19 protein-coding genes and 1 pseudogene are annotated in these 19099 nt (G+C 58.2%); 6 read left to right on the top strand and 14 right to left on the bottom strand.

Annotation, left to right across the window (positions count from 1 at the left end; translation table 11 throughout):
• A partial coding sequence (locus JWR14_RS13615; RefSeq protein WP_299707313.1) for an ATP-binding cassette domain-containing protein occupies positions 1-422 on the top strand: 422 nt, incomplete at its 5' end.
• 11 nt (positions 423-433) lie between these two features.
• On the opposite strand, the pseudogene JWR14_RS13610 reads toward JWR14_RS13615, so the two are convergent.
• The 3 genes and pseudogenes from JWR14_RS13610 to JWR14_RS13600 form a co-directional block, all read right to left on the bottom strand.
• A pseudogene (locus JWR14_RS13610) lies at positions 434-616 on the bottom strand (ATP-binding cassette domain-containing protein); the annotation flags it as partial.
• A gap of 83 nt (positions 617-699) precedes the next feature.
• Positions 700-1764, bottom strand: a complete 1065-nt coding sequence (locus JWR14_RS13605; RefSeq protein WP_299707310.1) for a sugar ABC transporter substrate-binding protein — start codon at positions 1762-1764, stop codon at positions 700-702.
• Between the two features lie 365 nt (positions 1765-2129).
• On the bottom strand, positions 2130-3134 hold the full coding sequence (locus tag JWR14_RS13600) for an AraC family transcriptional regulator (protein WP_366144535.1): 1005 nt from the start codon (positions 3132-3134) through the stop codon (positions 2130-2132).
• A 474-nt stretch (positions 3135-3608) separates the two neighbouring features.
• Between JWR14_RS13600 and JWR14_RS13595 the strand changes: the two genes are divergently transcribed.
• Positions 3609-4037 (top strand): PRC-barrel domain-containing protein, encoded by a 429-nt coding sequence (locus JWR14_RS13595; RefSeq protein WP_299707307.1) that lies wholly within the window; start codon positions 3609-3611, stop codon positions 4035-4037.
• A 110-nt stretch (positions 4038-4147) separates the two neighbouring features.
• Here the strand turns inward: JWR14_RS13595 and JWR14_RS13590 are convergent, their stop codons facing one another.
• The 4 genes from JWR14_RS13590 to JWR14_RS13575 all read right to left on the bottom strand — a co-directional run bounded on the left by JWR14_RS13590 (position 4148) and on the right by JWR14_RS13575 (position 9203).
• Positions 4148-5572 carry an aspartate ammonia-lyase gene (locus JWR14_RS13590; protein ID WP_299707303.1) on the bottom strand — a complete coding sequence of 475 codons (1425 nt, stop codon included), beginning with the start codon at positions 5570-5572 and terminating at the stop codon, positions 4148-4150.
• Positions 5565-6578, bottom strand: coding sequence for a LysR family transcriptional regulator (locus JWR14_RS13585; protein WP_299707300.1), 1014 nt, complete (start codon positions 6576-6578; stop codon positions 5565-5567). Before JWR14_RS13585 ends, JWR14_RS13590 begins: the two co-directional genes overlap by 8 nt.
• Before the next feature lie 84 nt (positions 6579-6662).
• Positions 6663-8066 (bottom strand): MFS transporter, encoded by a 1404-nt coding sequence (locus tag JWR14_RS13580; RefSeq protein ID WP_299707297.1) that lies wholly within the window; start codon positions 8064-8066, stop codon positions 6663-6665.
• A 207-nt stretch (positions 8067-8273) separates the two neighbouring features.
• A complete protein-coding gene (locus JWR14_RS13575; protein ID WP_299707294.1) occupies positions 8274-9203 on the bottom strand; it encodes a LysR family transcriptional regulator in 930 nt (309 codons plus the stop codon).
• Positions 9204-9333: 130 nt separating this feature from the next.
• Between JWR14_RS13575 and JWR14_RS13570 the strand changes: the two genes are divergently transcribed.
• Positions 9334-10038, top strand: coding sequence for an SDR family NAD(P)-dependent oxidoreductase (locus JWR14_RS13570; RefSeq protein ID WP_299707291.1), 705 nt, complete (start codon positions 9334-9336; stop codon positions 10036-10038).
• Positions 10039-10224: 186 nt separating this feature from the next.
• On the opposite strand, the gene JWR14_RS13565 is transcribed toward JWR14_RS13570, so the two are convergent.
• On the bottom strand, positions 10225-10698 hold the full coding sequence (locus JWR14_RS13565) for a VOC family protein (RefSeq protein ID WP_299707288.1): 474 nt from the start codon (positions 10696-10698) through the stop codon (positions 10225-10227).
• A gap of 349 nt (positions 10699-11047) precedes the next feature.
• Here JWR14_RS13565 and JWR14_RS13560 point away from each other — a divergent pair, with 349 nt between their 5' ends.
• A complete protein-coding gene (locus JWR14_RS13560) occupies positions 11048-11494 on the top strand; it encodes an SRPBCC family protein (RefSeq protein WP_299707286.1) in 447 nt (148 codons plus the stop codon).
• A 69-nt stretch (positions 11495-11563) separates the two neighbouring features.
• On the opposite strand, the gene JWR14_RS13555 is transcribed toward JWR14_RS13560, so the two are convergent.
• The 4 genes from JWR14_RS13555 to JWR14_RS13540 form a co-directional block, all read right to left on the bottom strand.
• Positions 11564-12301 (bottom strand): TSUP family transporter, encoded by a 738-nt coding sequence (locus tag JWR14_RS13555; protein WP_299707283.1) that lies wholly within the window; start codon positions 12299-12301, stop codon positions 11564-11566.
• Between the two features lie 291 nt (positions 12302-12592).
• Positions 12593-13111 (bottom strand): hypothetical protein, encoded by a 519-nt coding sequence (locus JWR14_RS13550; RefSeq protein ID WP_299707280.1) that lies wholly within the window; start codon positions 13109-13111, stop codon positions 12593-12595.
• Positions 13112-13254: 143 nt separating this feature from the next.
• Positions 13255-13800, bottom strand: a complete 546-nt coding sequence (locus JWR14_RS13545; RefSeq protein ID WP_299707277.1) for a DUF1697 domain-containing protein — start codon at positions 13798-13800, stop codon at positions 13255-13257.
• 50 nt (positions 13801-13850) lie between these two features.
• Positions 13851-14765, bottom strand: coding sequence for a LysR family transcriptional regulator (locus tag JWR14_RS13540; RefSeq protein WP_299707274.1), 915 nt, complete (start codon positions 14763-14765; stop codon positions 13851-13853).
• Positions 14766-14875: 110 nt separating this feature from the next.
• On the opposite strand from JWR14_RS13540, the gene JWR14_RS13535 reads away from it, so the two are divergent.
• Both JWR14_RS13535 and JWR14_RS13530 read left to right on the top strand, forming a co-directional pair.
• Entirely contained in the window at positions 14876-15970 is a 1095-nt protein-coding gene (locus JWR14_RS13535) for a tartrate dehydrogenase (protein ID WP_299707271.1), read from the top strand.
• 149 nt (positions 15971-16119) lie between these two features.
• The gene (locus JWR14_RS13530; RefSeq protein ID WP_299707268.1) at positions 16120-16899 is read left to right on the top strand and encodes a Crp/Fnr family transcriptional regulator; all 780 of its coding nucleotides are present in this window, start codon (positions 16120-16122) and stop codon (positions 16897-16899) included.
• Here the strand turns inward: JWR14_RS13530 and JWR14_RS13525 are convergent.
• Both JWR14_RS13525 and JWR14_RS13520 read right to left on the bottom strand, forming a co-directional pair.
• A complete protein-coding gene (locus tag JWR14_RS13525) occupies positions 16874-17530 on the bottom strand; it encodes an aspartate/glutamate racemase family protein (protein ID WP_299707265.1) in 657 nt (218 codons plus the stop codon). The two genes, JWR14_RS13530 and JWR14_RS13525, sit on opposite strands and share 26 nt — an antisense overlap.
• Before the next feature lie 39 nt (positions 17531-17569).
• Positions 17570-19078, bottom strand: a complete 1509-nt coding sequence (locus JWR14_RS13520) for a sugar ABC transporter ATP-binding protein (RefSeq protein WP_299707262.1) — start codon at positions 19076-19078, stop codon at positions 17570-17572.
• Positions 19079-19099 lie beyond the last annotated feature (21 nt).

The following is a 19099-nucleotide window of genomic DNA, read 5'->3' as shown; positions in this document are numbered from 1 at the left end:
GTGACAACGGCGCCGGGAAATCGACGCTGGTAAAGGTGCTCGCCGGCGTTCATCAACCCACCTCCGGCACGATCACGTTAGGCGGCAAGGAGGTCGTACTACCCGATCCAGGCGCGGCGCTCGATCTCGGCATCGCCACGGTATTCCAGGACCTCTCGCTCTGCGAGAACCTCGATGTCGTTGCGAACATCTACCTTGGACGCGAACTGAATCCGCTGCGCCTCGACGAGGTCGCCATGGAGGTGAAGGCCTGGACACTCCTGAACGAGTTATCGGCCCGCATTCCGAGTGTGCGCGACGTGGTCGCGTCGCTATCGGGCGGGCAACGCCAGACCGTGGCGATGCCGAGATCGAGCGCCGCGCCTGGATCGGGGAGTACGACCTCCTTGCCGCCGAACGTGAGCGTGCCGGTGCTGGGTTGATGCACACCGGCGAGCACCTTGACCAGCGTCGATTTCCCGGCGCCGTTGTCACCCACCAGGGCGACCACCTCGCCCGCATGCACGTCGAGCTCGATGTCCGTCAGGGCCGAGACCGCTCCGAAGTGCTTCGAGATGCCGCGCAGACTGAGCACCAGCTCACCGCGCCTGGACCGTGTTGTGGAGTCGTCAGTCATGGGACGGATACCTCATTAAGAGTAGAGGGACCCGGCACGAGCCGGATCCCGTCCGGCGTCGCGCCGAATCAGTTCGTGACGGTTCAGTTCGTGATGCCGAGCTTCTTGCAGCCGTCGGCATAACGGTCGGTGCACAGGTCCTTGGCACTCGCGAAGCCCTTGTCGACGACCTCGGCCTTGAGGTTCTTCGCCGTGATGACCGCCGGCTTGAAGAGCTGGGACGGCGTATTGAAGAGCGTCGTTTCACCCTTCGGGGTTTGGCCGGACAGGAAGCCGACAGCCACTTTCGCCGCTGCAGCCGCGACGATCTCGCTCGGTTTCAGGATGGTGTTGTACTCGTCGCCCGCGATGATCAACTGCAGTCCCGCAAGCGTCGCGTCGTTGCCGGTCACCGGCGGCACCGGGTTCACGCCGGCTGCCTTGAAGGCCGCGACGGCGCCGCCACCCGTACCATCGTTCGCCGCCACGACACCCACAATCTGCGAGCCGAAGCGGGTGATCTGTCCGCTAACCCACTGCTGGGCCTTCGGCGGCGCCCAGTCCGGCGTGTCGTACTCGGCCAGCGTCTTGTAGCCGCTGCCCGCCAAGCCGGCGTGGATGCCCTTCTTGATCAGTCCCGCGGCCGCGTCGGTCGGCGAACCATTGACCTCGAGCACGCCGCCCCTGGATGTCGGCACACCCGTGTCTTTCAGGTGCTGGACGAGCGACTCCGCGATGGACTTGCCAATGCCTTCGTTGTCGAACGATACGTAATAGTTGGCCGGCGTCGAAGGCACAGGCCGGTCATAGGCGATAACCTTGATCCCCTGGCCTTGTGCCATATGAACCAGCGACGCAGCGGCAGTGGAGTCCACCGGGTCGAGGACAATCACCTTCGCGCCTTGCGCGATCACCGAGTTGAACTGCTGCTGCTGCGTCGCGACGTCGGCATTGGCGTTCTGGTAGAGCACCTTGCAGTCGGGGCAGAGCTTGGCCATTTCCGCCTTGAAGCCCGGGAAGTCATGCTGTTCGTAGCGCGTCGACGCCTGGTCGGGCATCAGAAAGGCGACCGTGCCACTGGGCGCGGCGAATGCAGCCGTGCTGCTTATGAGGCTGAGGCCAAGGCTCAGCACGCCGGCGCCGATCAGTTGGTTCGAAAGTCTGGTCATCGAATGTCTCCGTTTTTTTAAAAATGACGGCGCAGATGCCGCCGTGCTTGGGACTTGTTGCGGTCTTGCCTGAGTCTTACTTAGGCCGCGGGTGAAGCTTCTTGTTAAAGCTGGTTCGTTTTCCAGTGATATCGATGTCCCACTAAGTGCCGATCGTGCGCGTTCACGTCAATTTCGTCAGCGTGGATACCGGGCACTCGCTGCGTCACGATTCATTTACTCCGTAGTGCAAAATATAGTCTATTAGCCCGCGCCAACACCTTGGCTACGTCGAGGAAGAACCCGGCACATTCTCGGCGAACCACCAAGATAAGTTCGCGTCGCGCGATTCCATGTTCTAACCCGCGTCCCGCGGTCTACCCGCGCTAATCAAACGCTTCCAGGGCGTCCGCAGCGTCGGACGATTCCGTCGCGCTCGCAGCATTGAGCTGCTGATACGCGCGCCATCGCGACGGCGACATGTCCTTCAGCAACAGGAACTGACGATTAAAATTCGAAAGATTATTAAAGCCGACCTGATAGCAGATATCGGTAATAGTCAGTTCACCCGACATCAGCAATTGGCACGCAAGGTTAATACGCAGCCGGTTCACATATTGCACGAATGGCACACCGGTATGCCGGCGGAAATATCGTGAAAAGGCGCTGGCGCTTTGTCCCGCGAGTTCGGCCAACTCCGTCTCGCGCAACTCCTGGGACAGATTCTTGCCAATATAAGAAAGCACATGATTGATGCGCGTCTCGGCATACCGCGCCGGGTCCGCACGATAAGCGGCGCTCGCGAGCTTGATTTGTTCTGCGCTGTGCACGAGCAAGTCAAGCAACTCAATAAACAACGTGATGCGCCGCATGCCTTGCGCGCCCAGCATCTCGCGCATGATGGGTTCAGCGGCCGCACCCGTTCTTGGTGTGAACAGCACACCCCAACGCGATGCATCGAGTAAGGACTCCACGCACTTGAGTTCCGGGAACACCTTGATGGCGTTAGCGACGACCTCGGCATCGAATTGGAGGATAAGACAGCGTTCATCCACACGCTCGCCCGGCGACACATTGCTGACCCAGTTGTGCGGCAGGTTCGTTCCCGTCATCACCAGATTGCCGGGCGCGAAGTTGCCGATGTAATCGCCTACAAAGTATTTTCCCGTCGTCGATGTAATGACCTGGATTTCGTATTCGGGATGAAAGTGCCAGCGCACCGTGCGATATGGATAACCGTGCGACCAGACCTTGAACGACTCGTCGCGCGGCACAGCGACCAGTTCCAGGTCCGGCTGGACAATGTTGGCGCGCCGGGCGTCCGTGCGTGCGGCGCGGCAATAACCGCACGTTCCGCATCGACACGCCGTAGCACTCGCAATGGTGTCCATCTGTCCTCCTCCTGACCCGCTATTTTTTTGGGGCGATTCGCATAGGCCGCATTGCGCCACGCCATGTGTGCAAGTTAGCCCTGTCACGAATATTTCACCACTGAAATTGAAACCGCAAACTAATACTAATTTGCATTGGGGTAAGTCCGGAGGGCCTCCAGAGTCAACTTTTGTGCAACGCAACAGCTTTAGAGGCGGGTTACGTTGTCCCCGCTGGGTGTCCCTTGGGATGCCTGCGGTGGCATGCTTGTGGCACCCATGGCCGCGCAAAATAAGTCTGTGTACCTTAAGGATCGCGACGCCTACGAGCGTCGGGCGAACGCAGCGCTGACCGCGTGAGAGCGTACATGGAAACGAGCATTGATGACCGTGCAGCGCAGTCAGCGACAGCTTCAACAGCAGGGAAGGACGAAACATGCCTGGCAGGCCTGGAAATTGCGCATACCGTTGACCCTACTGAAATGAGAAATCGATATGAAAATTTGGCAAAGCGTGACGGTTGCAACCCTGATTGGCGCGGCAAGCATGGGTGCGCAAGCACAAGTGGCCGGCACCCAGCCGCTGTCCGTGACGGTCCAACAGTCGCAAGCATTGCTGCAGGGCTGGAGCGCTAAAAAGAGCATCCTTGGGAAAGCGGTCTACAACGACAAGAACGAGAAAATCGGTTCCATCCTCGATCTGGTCATTTCGCCGGATACGACAGTTTCAGCGGCCGTCATCGCAACCGGTGGCTTCCTTGGTGTCGCCACGCATGACGTCGCCGTCCCCATTGCCTCGCTCGACATACGTAACGGCAACTTCTATCTGGCGGGCGCAACGAAGGAAGCACTGAAAGACACGCCAGAGTTCCAGTACAGCAAGGTGCAAACGCCGCCAAAGCCGAGAAAGATCCAGGCCCAGTAAATCTAACGATAAAGAGCGCACTTATCGCGAGCTCAATGTAAAAACCGCGCTCAGCAATCAGCGCGGTTTTTTTCTGGCGTATAGCGACGACCACCACCATCCACTATTGCTTACACGCCGAAAACCGGGAGCGAGGCCTCGTGAATGGCCGCCAACGTATCGTCTTTGGCCAGCAGCCCGGACTCCTCCAGTATGCTGCGCAGCGGGCGACCTTCAGCGACGGACTGGCGAGCCAGTTTGCTCACACGAGCGTATCCAAGTTTGGGCACGAGCGCGGTTGCCATGGCCATCGAATCCATCAGGTGCTGCTCGTTTCGTGCGACATCGGCCGTAATACCGGCTACACACTTCTGCGCGAATCGTTGGATGCCGTTGGTCAGCAGCATGATGCTGTCGAACACACGAGACGCCACGACAGGCTCGAAGTGATTGATCTCGAGTTCGCCATACTGAACCGCCTGAGCGACTGCAACGTCATTTCCGATAACAGCAAAACTCAACTGGACCATGGCCATTGGCAAGACCGGGTTGACCTTGCCCGGCATGATGGACGAGCCGGCTTGAGCCTCAGGAAGACGCAATTCCCCGAGGCCTCCTACCGGGCCGGACGACAGCACGGTCAGATCCGAAGCGACCTTCGCCAGAGACGCCGCGCAGGTACGCAGTTCGCCCGAAACGCGAGAAAACACGTCCATGTTCTGCATGGCATCGAAGGGGTTCGACGGTGCCCTATATTCCACGCCGGTGATGCTTGAGAGATGCTGATAGACAGCCGATCGATATCCCGCGGGGGCGCCAAAACCCGTACCGATCGCGGTACCACCAAGCGGAAGCGTACGGAGTTTGTCGCGTACGGCCGCAAGTTCTTCCGCCAGACGCCGGGTAAGCGCCGCGTAGCCGCCAAAGACCTGCCCCAGTCGCATCGGCTGCGCATCTTGCAGACACGTGCGGCCGAGATGGAGGATGTCGGCGAATTCCGTCGCCTTAGTGTCGAAGTGCGCCGCAAGTAGCACTATTTCCGTGATGAGCGGTTCGAGCATCGCGTGCGTTGCTATCTTCAAAGCAGCTGGATAAACGTCATTGGTCGATTGCGAACGGTTCACGTGGTCATTCGGATGGATCACGTCGTATGACCCGGATGCTTGCCCCAGATGCTGCTGCGCCCGATTGGCGATGACCTCGTTGAAATTCATGTTGGTCGAGGTGCCGCCGGACCCTTCCAGCAGATCGACGATCAGCGAATCATCAAACTGTCCCGCAATGACTTCCTGACACGCACGCACGATCGCTTCGCACTGCTGTTCAGTCAGCACATCATTGTCACGATTGGCTAACGCGGCAGCCCACTTGCATTGTGCAAACGCGTCCCGGAACTGCGGATAGTGCGCGATGCCAAGCGGCGAGACGCTGAGATTTTCAACGCCCCTTACTGTGTTGACGCCATACAGTTTGTCGCCGGGTATGGTGACTTCGCCAACGTAGTCGCGTTCAGTTCGTGATTCGGTTTGTGGATCGTTATAAACAGGCTTATTCATGTGAGTTCCTTTCATCAACATTGCTCTGACCAACATTCTTTTCATCAACAACAATCAGTTCTTCAATCCCTCGGCCCAACGCTTTCAGCCTGGGCAGGAAAGACGTTTCGATCACCTCGCGCGCCGTCTCGCATGCGTCTTCAAAAAACGCGCTGTATTCGTCGCGGCGCGCGACCAGGTAAAGCGACCGTTCAAGTCCCAGGTTGTCCACCACATGGGTTGTTACCCGACTCGCATGCGCCGCGCCCTGCAGCAAACACATTGGCGAAGTCACTGCCCATCCGATACCCTCGGCAACCATCGACGTCAGGGCATCGGCGTTATCGAGTTCCAGACGGATCGGCATACGCAGCTCGATCCGGCGCAGGTAGCGCTCGATCTGCATGCCAACCTGCGAGGTCCGGTTGAAGCGTACGATCGGAAGCAAGTTTGCCAGCGCTCGAACGTCTTCGACGGTCCGGACAGACTTGTGCGCATCCTTTGGCGTGATGACAAGGTAGCGCTCTGAAAAGAGCCGGTACCGCACCACGTCGTTGGCGTCCATCAGCGCGTCGCTTGTGACGATAAGATCCAGATCCCGCCGGAGCAATGCCTCGCCCTGTTGAGGACTCAATCCAGTGCGTATGGACAGTCTTGAAACCTTCCCCAGCAGGCGCTTGGTGAAGACCGACCCGCAAGTCGCCGCAAACGAGTCGACCAGCCCGATGCGCAGGTCAGGCTTGATCCCTTGCCCTGCTTCAACGACCTGGGCCTTCAGGTTCGCGATTTCCTCGCTCAGTATCGCCCCACGGTTTCGTAACGCTATGCCGAACGGCGTCAACGCCAGCGGGCGAGTGGTTCGATTGACGAGCACCACACCGAGTTCTTCTTCGAGTTGCCGGATGATCTGGGAGACACCCGATTGAGAAATGCCCATCCGCGCCGCTGCTCCGGACATGCTGCCTTCTTCCGCGACGGCAACGAAGATTTGTACCGCGTGCATATCGATTGGCTTGTTCAGCGACATGATGGGCTCTGTTAAATGTTGTCCTTGCATGACACCGCAGGATAAGTCATCTGGCGCGTCGCTTCTTCGGAGCGTCAACTGGTGTTATTTCCTGTTGCTGTCTGACCAGGCGGCAAGCGCGGCACCCTGTTCGCCGCCCATTGCAGACTCGCTTTCATTACTTTGCCCGGGACTCATGTCCGACAGGTTTGCAGTGCCCGTTTCCGGCGCAAACACTTGGCAAAAGACGCCACCGAATACCAATACACCAACGCACACACCGAGTGCCGAGTGAATGCCCACGTGCTGCATCGCCAACGGAAGAAGGAACGTGCTAATGGCCGAACCAAACCGGCTGGAGGCGACCGCCAGTCCAACGCCCGATGCACGCAGGTCAGTCGGAAAAAGTTCGGGCGGATACACAAACTCAAGATTGGCGGCCGCTGAAAGAATGCAGGCGAAGAGACCAAACGCGATCATGGTTCCTATTGGCCCGAATCCCGCGTAAGCAAGGATCGCCAGGGCCACCGCTGCGAGGTAGAAAGTGCCAATGAGGAAGGCGCGGCGCGACAGCTTGTCGACGATCAAAAGACCAACGATTGCTCCCGCGAAGAGCAGGACGTTATAAATCAGGCCTCCTACGAAGTTGTCCTTGACCTGGAGGGCCTGGAGCACCTTCGGGGAGAACGTGCCCAGCGCGAAATACGGGACGACCTGACAGGTATAGAACACACACCCGACCAGCGTGTTCTTGCGCCAGCGCGGCGAGAACAATTGCGACCACGCGCCGCGTCGTTGCTGAGACGCTGGTGACGAAGACAAGGGTGACGATTCAGGGAGGATGACTTCAGGCCCGAATTTGCGACGTATGATTGCAAGCGCCTCGTCGCGCCGCCCGCGTTTCATCAACCACATCGGCGACTCCGGCACGCCCAGGCGGAATGGAAGAATGAGGAGTGCCGGGATCCCGCTCGCGGCCAGCATGATTCGCCATGCGTCGGGGCCAATGTCACGGATGACAAACCCGATAAGGTAGGCGCCGACGTAGCCCGCAGCCCATGCGGCGGCAAGCACGCTGAGCAAGCGGCCGCGATAACGGCGTGGCGAAAACTCGGTCACGAGTGACTTGCTTACTACGTAGTCCGCACCAAGAATCAATCCTAGCAGCAAGCGAAGGACCAATAGTTGTGCCGGCGAAGTCACGAAATATTGCGCCGCCGAAATGATAGCGAACAACAACATGTCGAACGCGAAGATAGTGCGTCGGCCGTACTTGTCCGCAATCGGACCGGCGAACATGCTCCCGAGAAACAGGCCCGCCAGGGACGCAGCGCCAAGCAACCCCATCCAGAGCGGAGTCAAATGAAGCGGCACGGATGCCATGCTCACCGCAATGCCGATGATCCCCAGCACGAAGCCATCGCTGAACTGGCCACCGGTCCCGCTGAATGCCACTCGCAGATGGAAGCGGCGCAGAGGAAGATCCTCCAGCAATATCTGTTTGCTCACTTTTGTCTCCTGGGACTTTTGTTATCACGGCGCGCAGTTCGTCGCCTTGAAAACAAGTGTACGGAGTCAAATTCAAGAAAACAGCATGTCTGAAGGCAGTATCAAGAAAGCTAATACTCTGTCACGCAGCGGCTGAAGCTGAGCGCGCGTGCAGTCGTTTTGCATAACGGAAATGAGGACAATGCCTGTGCGCTTCCGTCTGCCGTTTCACACACGCAGCCGTTCGCGACATACAGTCAGCGTCAGTCGTCGGAGCCAGCGATGAACAGGGTCGACCTCTAAACGAGGATGCCACATCTGCGATACCGTGATCTCCCCGGTCGCAACGGGAAGCTCGAAGGCGTAAGTGGTGACGGCCGTGGGCAACCCTTGCTGTTCAGGTAGATTGGCCATCAGAGATGCAGGCACGAGCGCGATCAAGTCGGAGGCTCGCGCCACGGCGAGCGCGGCGGGAAAACTCGGAACCACGGCGACGATTGTTCGCTCAAGCCCTAAGGCGGCTAGCGCCTCGTCAACCGGTCCGGTTGCCCGACCGCGTCGTGAAGCGACGACATGACCGAAGGCGATGTACCGTTCGGCCGTCGCCTCGCGCTCCAACGCGAGCGGATGACCCTGCCTGACAACACCAATAAACCGATCCCGGAATAGTGCTTGCACACGGACTTCCGGTCCCATGTCGCTCAAGACACCGATCTCAAGATCAGCGGAGCCGTCGCGCAAATACGCCGCCGTCTTCTCGGGCTTGGGCGCGAAACGCAGACGCACGAGCGGCGCAGCAGCGGTCGCCGCGGCGATCAGCGCGGCGCCGAAGGCTTCCACAAAACCGTCGTTGGCACGAATGGTAAAGGTCCGCTGCAACGTTGAAAAATCCGGTTCCGTTGTTGAGGGACGAAGTACAGCACGTGCTTCATGAACCGCATTCTGAGTGCGTTGATGCAGTGCCTCTGCATGGGGTGTCAATACCATACCGCGCCCGGCCCTAACCAATAACGGGTCACCGGTCGCCGCGCGGAGCCGGGCCAAGGTTCGGCTCATTGCCGAGGCACTCAATCCCAGCCGACGCGCAGCACCGGCCACGCTGCCATCGGCAAGCAATACGTCGAGCGCGATGAGTAAATTCAGATCGGGTTCTGTCATGGCTGATCGTAGCATTATCGATTAGGACATGGCGTTTGCTGCACGTTATAAGTGCACCCGCTGCGTCTTCCGCCATGTATCTCTCGTCGATATATTCCCTGTATCGGCTCATGACTTAAGGGAATGATCAATGCAAGACACAACTCCGCAGAAAACTGTCCTCCTCATCGGTGCATCCCGCGGCCTCGGATTTGCAATGGTCGAGGAATACCTCAAGCGCGGCTGGCGAGTCATAGCCACCGGCAGGGAGAGCTCAATGAAAAAGCTGCGCCACCTCTCGGCAAGCACCCGAGGTGCGCTGGAAGTTGAAGCAGTCGATATCACAATTCCCGACCAGGTCACCGCGTTACATCGTCGCCTTAGAGATCGAAGACTGGATGTGCTTTTCGTGAATGCCGGCGTCAAAAATGATGATCGTGAAACGATCGCCGATGTGTCGACCGAGGAATTCGTGCGCGTGATGGTGACGAACTCGTTGAGTCCGATGAGGATAATCGAGGCGTTTCAGGATCTCGTGGAGCCGGCCGGAACGATTGGCGTCATGTCGTCCGGGCAAGGTAGCCTGACTAACAATACTAACGGCAACTACGAGGTCTACCGAGGCAGTAAGGCTGCTCTCAACATGTTCATGCGTAGCTTTGCCGCGCGTCACCGGAACGACGCAAGAACCTTGTTACTGATGGCGCCTGGATGGGTACGAACAGATATGGGCGGTCCTGAGGGGCGTCTGGGTATTGAGGAAAGTATCCCGAACTTGCTGAGCACAATGGAGGCTTACGAAGGGCGCTCTGGATTGCATTACCTGGACTACCTGGGACGCGTCGTTCCCTGGTGAGCGGCGCCGAAAATCCTGACGTCACAGCATTCCCGGGTTGCTCAGGCTCGGATGCTAGCGGCACCGCCCGCCAGTTTATTGTTCACGCCACGATCGCACCCCGGCACTGCTTGACTTAGCTAAACTTAACCCACTCGCAGTGGCGCAGGGCTTTTGAATCGCGCACATCAAGGTCGGGGCCTGTCGTTAATCGGTTGTTCCCGAATAAGCGGCTCTCAGCGTGGCGGCATCGAACTTCACCATTTTCATCATGGCTTCGGCAACGCGCGTGGCCTTTACAGGATCGGGGTCCGACATCATCGGGATGAGATCGGAGGGAACGATCTGCCACGAGACGCCGAAGCGGTCTTTCAGCCAGCCGCATGCCTCGGGCGAACCGCCGCCCTCGAGAAGAGCATTCCAATAGCGGTCAAGTTCCTCCTGATCGTCACAACTGACCACAAGAGATACCGAGTGGTTGAACGAGTCGCCTCCTCCGGAACTCATGGCGAAAAAAGGCTGCCCAGAGAGCACAAATTCGACGAGCTTCGTGGAACCGGCGCTCGTCACCGCAGTGACCCGAACGACGCGCGAGTCTGGAAAGATATCCGCATAGAAAGCAGAGGCTTCCTCAGCTTCCTCGGAGTACCAGAGAAACGGCGTGATCTTTTGAATCGTCATGGAAAAGCTCCTGTCGGTGTTTGGTTGAATGCGCAACGAACGCGCAGTGAACGCGCGGGCAAACCGTATGCTGCTACTGGGACGACGAAGGAAGACCGTCCAGTTCGACACGTTGGGGAAAAAGATTCACATTTTTACCAGACCGATGCGATGCGATGTAACCCCGGATATCGCGGACCGCATCCGCCGAACGCTGGAATGGCAATCACCCTACTCGAAGGAAGCGTCGGGTGCGGGTGAAACTTGTCGGCACCTAGGGGTTTTTACTGACCTTGATTTATGTCGATACCAGCGTCGCCGAAACGTCGTAGGGTTATGTCCCACTTCTCCACTGAAAGGCGATCACACCATGACTACCGGAACCGTCCGTCTGCACCGCGTCTTGCGCGCGACTCCCGAACGTATCTATCGGGCCTTCCTCGAACCCGATGCAATAGCGAAGTGGCTTCCTCCTTACGGGTTCACCTGTCAGGTCCACCACATGGATGCCCGTGTAGGCGGCACACACAAAATGTCCTTCCGCAACTTCACCACCGGCAACAGCCACTCGTTCGGTGGCGAGTACGCCGAACTGGTGCCGTTCGAGAAGATCCGCTACTCGGACCGATTCGACGACTCGAACCTGCCCGGCCAGATGGACGTCACTGTTTCATTGCGGCAAGTGTCCTGCGGCACCGAGCTCACCATCGTCCAGGAGGGCATACCCGACGTCATTCCCGTGGAGATGTGCTACCTCGGCTGGCAAGAGTCGCTTCTTCAACTGGCAAAGCTGGTCGAGCCCGAGATCCCGGATTGACGGATTGATGACGCCCGCGCCCGCGCCGGCGTGCACTGCGTTGCTAGCGGGCCATCGGCCTCTGCACCCTTACAATATGCCTGACTTCCAGATCATCTGACACGCGGCGGCAAGTACAAAAAGCAGCACCAACATTCGGAATGCGCCCGGCGGCAGTTTGTCGCGAAGCGGGCGCACAAGCACGATGCCGATAATGACAGGAACGCTTGCCGCCGTCGAAATAGCGATGTCGCTCAGGCTCGTATGAGTGCCTCCGCTGAACGTGAGGATCAGGGTGAGGATTGATACAACGAGGATGATCGCGATCTGTTTCGTAAATGCCTTGCCTGTTGCGCCTGTCGCGATCAGATACATCGCGAGCAAAGGGCCGGGCACCGACGCAATGCTTTCCATCACGGCCGCGCCAAATCCGAATGCCAAGCCAGCGGGCTTGGCCAAGCGAGGCGAAAGCGTGAGCTTCGGCGCCGCGAGCAACAAAAGCGCAGCAAGCATCAGCAAACAACCTGCCGCCGCTTGCGCGCGATGCGGCGCGAGTGAAATCAACACCGTCACGCCCACGATATTTCCCAGAACGGTGCCAATCAGCGGAGCCGCAATACGGCGAACCGTTGGCAGCATCTCACCGCCTTCCAGCGCTTGGGGGATATTGCCGAGAATGATGGGCATCGAAAGAAGAAGCACTGCCTGCTTGATCGGCAAGAACTGACTCAGTATGGGCATGGCGACAAGCGGCACGCCGATGCTGACAATCCCTTTGACCATGCCGCCAAGCACGAGCGCGACAACGACCCCGAGTACTTCGGGCATATTGAGCGCATGAAGGCTAGCGCCGAGAACACCGTCAGTGAAATTGATTTGGGCCGCCGTGTGAATGAAGATGCCGCGTGCGAGATGCCGTGGCCACTTGCAAAATGAGTGACCGAATCGTGTGGCTTAATGTTGGAAAGGCTACGCATTTTGAATGCGCAGTTATTTTAGCGCGACTGCACGGCTGCACCGTCTATGTGATGCGGCTCACTGATGGCGCAAACGTTAGCTCGGCCGGTTGCGTTGCTGGCGCCGCAACCATACGGGCATGCGCTCGCTTTTCCTTCCGCTCTAGGTGGAAAATCCCGCTGGCGGCCGCGGTCGAAAGCCCGCAATCACGGCGTTGGCATCTGCGAAGAACACGTCCGGGAAGACCGTTGAGATTTGGGTAAGCGCGATGCGGGCCGCCGTGAGCATCATCGAAAGTTGCTGATCTGATGCTGACTCACCGAACAGCAGTCGCTGCACGAGCGCGACGCCGCCGCCCCTTGCAAAGACGCGCAAAACGTAGCCGAGGGAAGAATTGGTCAGCATTTCGGCGCCGTAGGTGTCGGCAAGCGCCGTGAGGATGGCGAGCTCCACCTTGTTCGGCCGACGGGGCACACGACGCTCCGCCAGGCCCATCCCACTTACTGACATGCGGCCGCTCGACGACGAGGCGAGCGAGTCATGCGAGACAATCGGGCCCGCCGAATCGAGTGCTTGCACCCCCGACCTCAGCCCAGCCCTGAATGCCGAAATGGCTGCATCCATACGAAGCACGAGACGAGCGGTCTCCTGGCTGGCTTGATCGGGCGTGGGTTTGGACATGGGCGGCACTCAAGTCGATGATGCTCAACTCTACACCGGAAATGCACGGCCCATCGCGCCGCGTGGGCGAGCTTGCTCAGACCCGGATCTAACTCCCATTGCTGCCGGGAGCACGAGCATGAACCCGACAACGTTGTAAGCGCTCAGGCATGCTTTTGTACCAGGCGAACGATGGTCTTCCAACTGCGTGTCGTGACAGGAACGCCCAGGCGCTTTTCGAGAAATGCGTTCGGACTTCCTGGTGTATTTCCGACTTTGATACTGACGCTAAATGCCTCGGAATCAGTCAATTGCAGCACCTTTACGTCGCTGCGTTTGGACTCCAGGGGGAGCTGTGCAACGGACAAGCCATCTGTTGCATGAAGGAAGGACGCACAGCACGCGTGGACACTATTGGACTCGATCTCCACGAAGGGGTCGAGAGCCATGAGCTGAGTCAGGTAATCCATGGTGCGAATGAAGCCCGGTTCTTTGAGCCCACACGTTCTGTGAAGAATCTCGCAAGCACCATTGAACACTTTTTGCGCTTGTCTGCCAGAGCCTGTTGTGAAAACCATCGTCCCATTGGTCAGGAACGATGACGCTGACACTGCGCCTGCGGCAAGAAACGCTTCTTCGAACTGAACCTTGGTCGGGCAATTCGGTCGTCCGAGATTCAAGTTACGAAAGAAGGCAATGTGTTTATTCATTTTTGTCAGTGCGACGCGAGAATAAAATTTGATCGAACTTGGGGCGCCGCTCAAGCTTTGGTTTGCAAAGCGAGTATGAGGAAATCGACGAACGACTTGACGCGCGAGGTCGTTTGTAGATGTTGCGGGACGACCGCATAAATATCAGCATCCGGCGTCCGGTAGGCCGGTAATACGTGTATCAATCGGCCGTCGCGCAAATATTCAGCGATGTCCCACTCTGCACGCATCAGAATGCCGTGACCATCGAGCGCCCATTTGACCGCGATCTCGCCATCGTTCGTCGTGAGGTTGCCTCGGACCCGTATAACCTCGGCTTTCTCCGCCGCGCCCCGCCCTGTTGTCAGCCGCCAGATGCCGTAGCCATCGTCGCCCTGACGGATGCCGATGCAATTGTGCTGCACGAGATCCCGAGGATGCCGGGGAAGCGGATGATCAACGAAGTAAGCCGGTGCGGCACAGAGCAGGCGCCGGTTCGGCGCTACCAGCCGGGCAATGACGCGCGAGTCCGGCGCCTCACCGAAACGCACGCATACATCGAAGGCATTTTCGCTAAGGGGAGGAGGATCGACCGATAGCTGCAACTGCACGTCGATCTCAGGATACAGCCGCACAAATCGCGAGATGGCGGGGGCAATGTGACTGCGTCCGAAACCCAGCGTGGCGTTAACGCGCAACAGCCCGCTCGGCGCAGCCGCCGCCCCGCCAAGAAGCTGCGCGAGCTCATCCATTTCAGTCAGGATTCTCCGCGCACGGGCCGAGTAAAGTTCGCCCTCGGGCGTGAGGCTCATCCGGCGGGTCGTCCGGCTCACCAGCGCGACGCCTGTGCGCGCTTCCATTTGAGAGAGGTGCTTGCTGACCGCCGCCGTGCTCAATCCCAACTCGCGCGCAGCGGCTGTCAGACTGCCACAGCCCGCCAGGATAGAGAAAAAACTCAGGTCTTCTGCCTGTATTGGAGAGGTCATTGGCAGCACCATTATTAACTTCAAGTTAAAGACAGTTTAACTTTAGCAGCGTTTCGGGGGGCATTTGCGCTTTAGCATTCCCTGATGTTTTCAAATTTCAGAGACCAGAGATGAAGAGTTATCGGATCGCGACCATCCCCGGAGACGGCATCGGCAAAGAAGTTGTGCCCGCAGGACAGGAAGTGCTGGAAGCGCTGGCCGCGCAAACCGGTCGTTTTACGTTCGAGTTCGAAAACTTCGTCTGGGGTGGTGATTACTACCGTGAGCATGGAGTGATGATGCCCGCTGACGGCCTTGATGCGATTCGGTACAAGGACGCGATTCTGTTCGGCTCAGCAGGCGATCCGGCGATCCCCGATCACATCACGCTTTGGGGACTCCGCCTCAAGATCTGTCAGGGCTTCGACCAGTACGCCAATGTGCGCCCCACGAGGATCCTGCCGGGCATCGATGGGCCGCTTAAACGCTGTGGTCCGGCTGACCTTGACTGGGTAATCGTCAGGGAAAATTCAGAGGGCGAATATTCGGGTGTAGGCGGCCGGGCGCATCAAGGCCATCCGATCGAAGTCGCGACCGACGTTTCGATCATGACGCGAGCAGGCGTTGAACGAATCCTGCGCTTCGCCTTTCGCCTGGCAGCGTCGCGGCCACGCAAGCGGCTGACGGTCATCACCAAGAGCAATGCGCAGCGTCACGCGATGGTGATGTGGGACGAAATCGCCCTGGAAATTTCGAAGGAGTTTCCGGATGTCACATGGGACAAGGAACTCGTTGATGCCGCCACCGCGCGCATGGTGAACCGCCCTGCAACGCTCGACACGATTGTCGCGACCAACCTGCATGCCGATATCCTGAGCGACCTGGCTGCTGCGCTGGCTGGAAGTCTCGGTATCGCGCCGACTGCCAATCTCGATCCTGAGCGCCGCTATCCGTCCATGTTCGAACCAATCCATGGTTCAGCGTTCGACATCATGGGCATGGGACTCGCGAATCCTATCGGTACGTTCTGGTCAGTCGTCATGATGCTCGAGCATCTTGGCGAAATGGACGCTGCGCGCGCAGTGATGGCGGCCATCGAGCACGTGACGGCAAATCCCGCAACGCATACCGGTGACCTTGGCGGCACAGCGACGACCCGGCAAGTCACCGATGCGGTCTGTGCATTTCTTGCAGCATATTCAGCACAAGCGCCGCAGGTTGCCTGAACCCGGGTCGTCAGAATGTTCGCCCGTTGTACGCAATTTCTGTCAGCGATGTGCCGACTTCACGGATACAACAAATCATGGCGAACGCCTGCACACAACCGGCTCTCAACCCTTCTCGGTTCACGAGCCAAAGTTCAAGGAGACTTCCAATGTGGTTTGTCGGAAAAAGCGAGCTTCTCTCGCTAATCGAGCGTCACTGTCTCGATGAAGTGATGCCAGCATTCAGCGATCACCGGACGGTTCGAAAAAATACAACAATCTACAAACCCGAAGACCTGAGCAATCATGTCTATTTGCTCAAAAGCGGCAGCGTTCGGCTCTTCAGGCTGACCGAAGACGGGCAAGAGATCACGCTGTCGTTTATCAAGGCCGGGATGTTGTTCGGCGACGGCGATGTACTGAATGAAGCCAATTATTCGCATCATGCGCAGACGCTCGCTCCCAGCATGATTTGCTACATTCGCAAGGCCGATTTCAAACAACTGCTCGCCCGCTACGACGTAATCAACGAGTTCGTCTTGAAAAGCCACTACCTCCGATGGCAGGAAGCTCAACAGCTAATCGAAAATCTGTCGCTGCACGACGTGCGCAAACGCCTGACCAACATCCTCGTGATGTTCGCCGGTCAGATAGGAGTCGAATTCGACTGCCTGAGTCGGGCAGATGCAGTCCTTATCGATTTGCCTATCCCTCAAGACAAGCTCGCCGAATTCATTGGTACATCGCGCGAATCCGTTAACCGGCACTTCAACGACCTGAAGGCTGAAGGGCTGACAGCCATGCACGAACGCAAGATTGTGCTGACGCCCCTTTTCGTTGCGAAATTCCTGCGCAACAAGCTGCCACCGAAACAGATCATGTTGCCGACATCGTTCACTGCGCCCCCCCTGAACGTTCAGTCCGTCAAAGCGCCGCTAGCGCGCGTTTAACCGCCTCGACGCCACTGCGCGGGCTGGACAGCACCGGGACACGCAGCTTGCCAAGCGTGGGGACGAGACGCGCCATCGACACTTGTGCGAGCACGACTACGTCGACTTGATCGGCGAGCGCGACGATTGTCTGCTTCAGAATTTCATCGTGCAGCACACCGTCGCCGCGAAGCAGCGCCTCGAACGCTCCCTCCGCGATCCGCTCGGTCACCTCAACCGTGCGGCCGAGTTCACCGGCCTTGCGCCGGATCAGCCGCACGGTCGGGTCCAGCGTGGTGGATACGGTTGCGACCACGCCAATTCGCGAACCGATCGCGCTGGCCTCTTCCGCCATGGATTCGTCGATCTTTACGATCGGCGTGCGGATAAATTCCTTTAACGAGTCCGTCGCCTCGCCAACAGAAGAGCACGCATTGAGGATAATGTCCGCGCCCATCGCCTGCGCATTTAACATGTAGCTATAAATGCGACTGGCGACTTCCGGTGTCAGATGCCCCGCCGCACGGACATCGTTCAGCAAGCTGTCATCCATGATATTGACGACGCGCGCGTGCGCGATCAACTCGCTAAGTTGTTCCTTGATCGGCAGAACCGTCACGGGTCCGGTATGAATCACAGCTATCGTTGTCATGGGTTTCCATTCAATGTGTAAAATCAAACGATCAAAAAATCAAGCGGTCGCTGCGGCCATTACGCGCTCCTGGGTCGCTTGCTCGCGCGTCATCTCGCCATTCAACTGTCCTTCACGAACAATCAGTATCCTGTCGCTGACCGCGAGCACCTCGAGCAAATCCGACGAGATGACAATGATCCCGATACCTTGCGAAGCTAGCCGCGCCAGCAGTGCATGCACCTCTGCCTTGGCGCCAATATCAATGCCGCGTGTTGGTTCATCAACAATCAGGATCTTGGGATTTCGCGCGACCCATTTGGCGATCACGATCTTCTGCTGATTACCCCCGCTAAGATTGATGACCTTCTGTTCCGTGTCAGGCGTCTTGATGCCGAGACTGCGCACGAATTGTTTGCAGCTATTCTCTTCTTTAGCGCGCTGCAGGAACTGAAAGGGCGAATAGCGCTTCAAGTGAGTCAGGCTGAAGTTTTCCCGCACGCTCATTCCTAGCACCAGCCCCTGCGCCTTGCGGTCTTCAGTCACGAACCCGATGCCCTGCTCAATCGCATCGTGCGGACTTCGGATAGTCACTGGCTTGCCGTCGATGGCGATACTTCCCGTGCAGGGGCGCATGCCGAAAATCATCTCCATGATCTCCGTTCGCCCTGAACCGACCAGTCCCGCAACGCCCAGGATTTCACCGCGATGCAACGTGAAGTTGACGTCCCGTATCCTCGCTTGGGCGCCCTTCACCGCACGCAACGACAAGTTGCGAACTTCCAATATGGGCTCCTTGCTTGCGTGCGACACGGCGGACCCCGGGTATAGGTCGCTTAACTCACGATCGACCATCATGCGAACCAGCGAATCACGGGTGACGTCTGCAATCGGCGAGGTATCGACGGTACGACCATCGCGAAGCACGGTCACCTGGTCGGCAAGCTCGAAAATCTCCTCCAGCCTGTGCGAAATGTAGACCACCGCGATGTTGCGCTCGCGCAAGCGCTTGATCAATCGCAGCAGCGTGCGCGTTTCATGATGGCTGAGCGAAGCAGTCGGCTCGTCCATGATGATGACCTTTGACTGATGCGCGAGCGCCTTGGCGATCTCGATCATCTGCTGCTGTCCAATGCTCAACTCGCTCACACGCGCGGATGGGTCGAGATCAAGTTCGATCGTTTCAAGCATCTGTGTAGCCTCGCGGCTCATACGTGCCCGATCGAGCAAACCAAGGCGATTGCGTGGCTCTCTGGCAAGGAACAAATTTTCCGCAACGCTAAGATTGCCGACGACCGACAACTCCTGATAAATAATGCCAATTCCCAGCGCGCGCGCATGGTTACCATCGTGCATCGCGATTTCCCTGCCCTCAATGAGGATGGCGCCACCCGGGTCCGGGCTATAGACACCTGTCAATATCTTCATTAGCGTGCTCTTGCCGGCCCCATTCTCCCCGGCAAGCGCTAACACCTCCCCTTGCCGGATCTGAAGATTGACGCCATCGAGCGCCTTGACGCCAGGGAACGTTTTAGAAATGTTCCTCATCTCCAGGAATGGCACTGTCATGGCTCTCCTTGGCTCCCGCCG

It is taken from the genome of Caballeronia sp. (assembly GCF_028292365.1).
In the GTDB taxonomy this organism is placed as follows: Bacteria; Pseudomonadota; Gammaproteobacteria; order Burkholderiales; family Burkholderiaceae; genus Caballeronia.
This window is presented reverse-complemented; position numbering and strand designations above follow the sequence as displayed.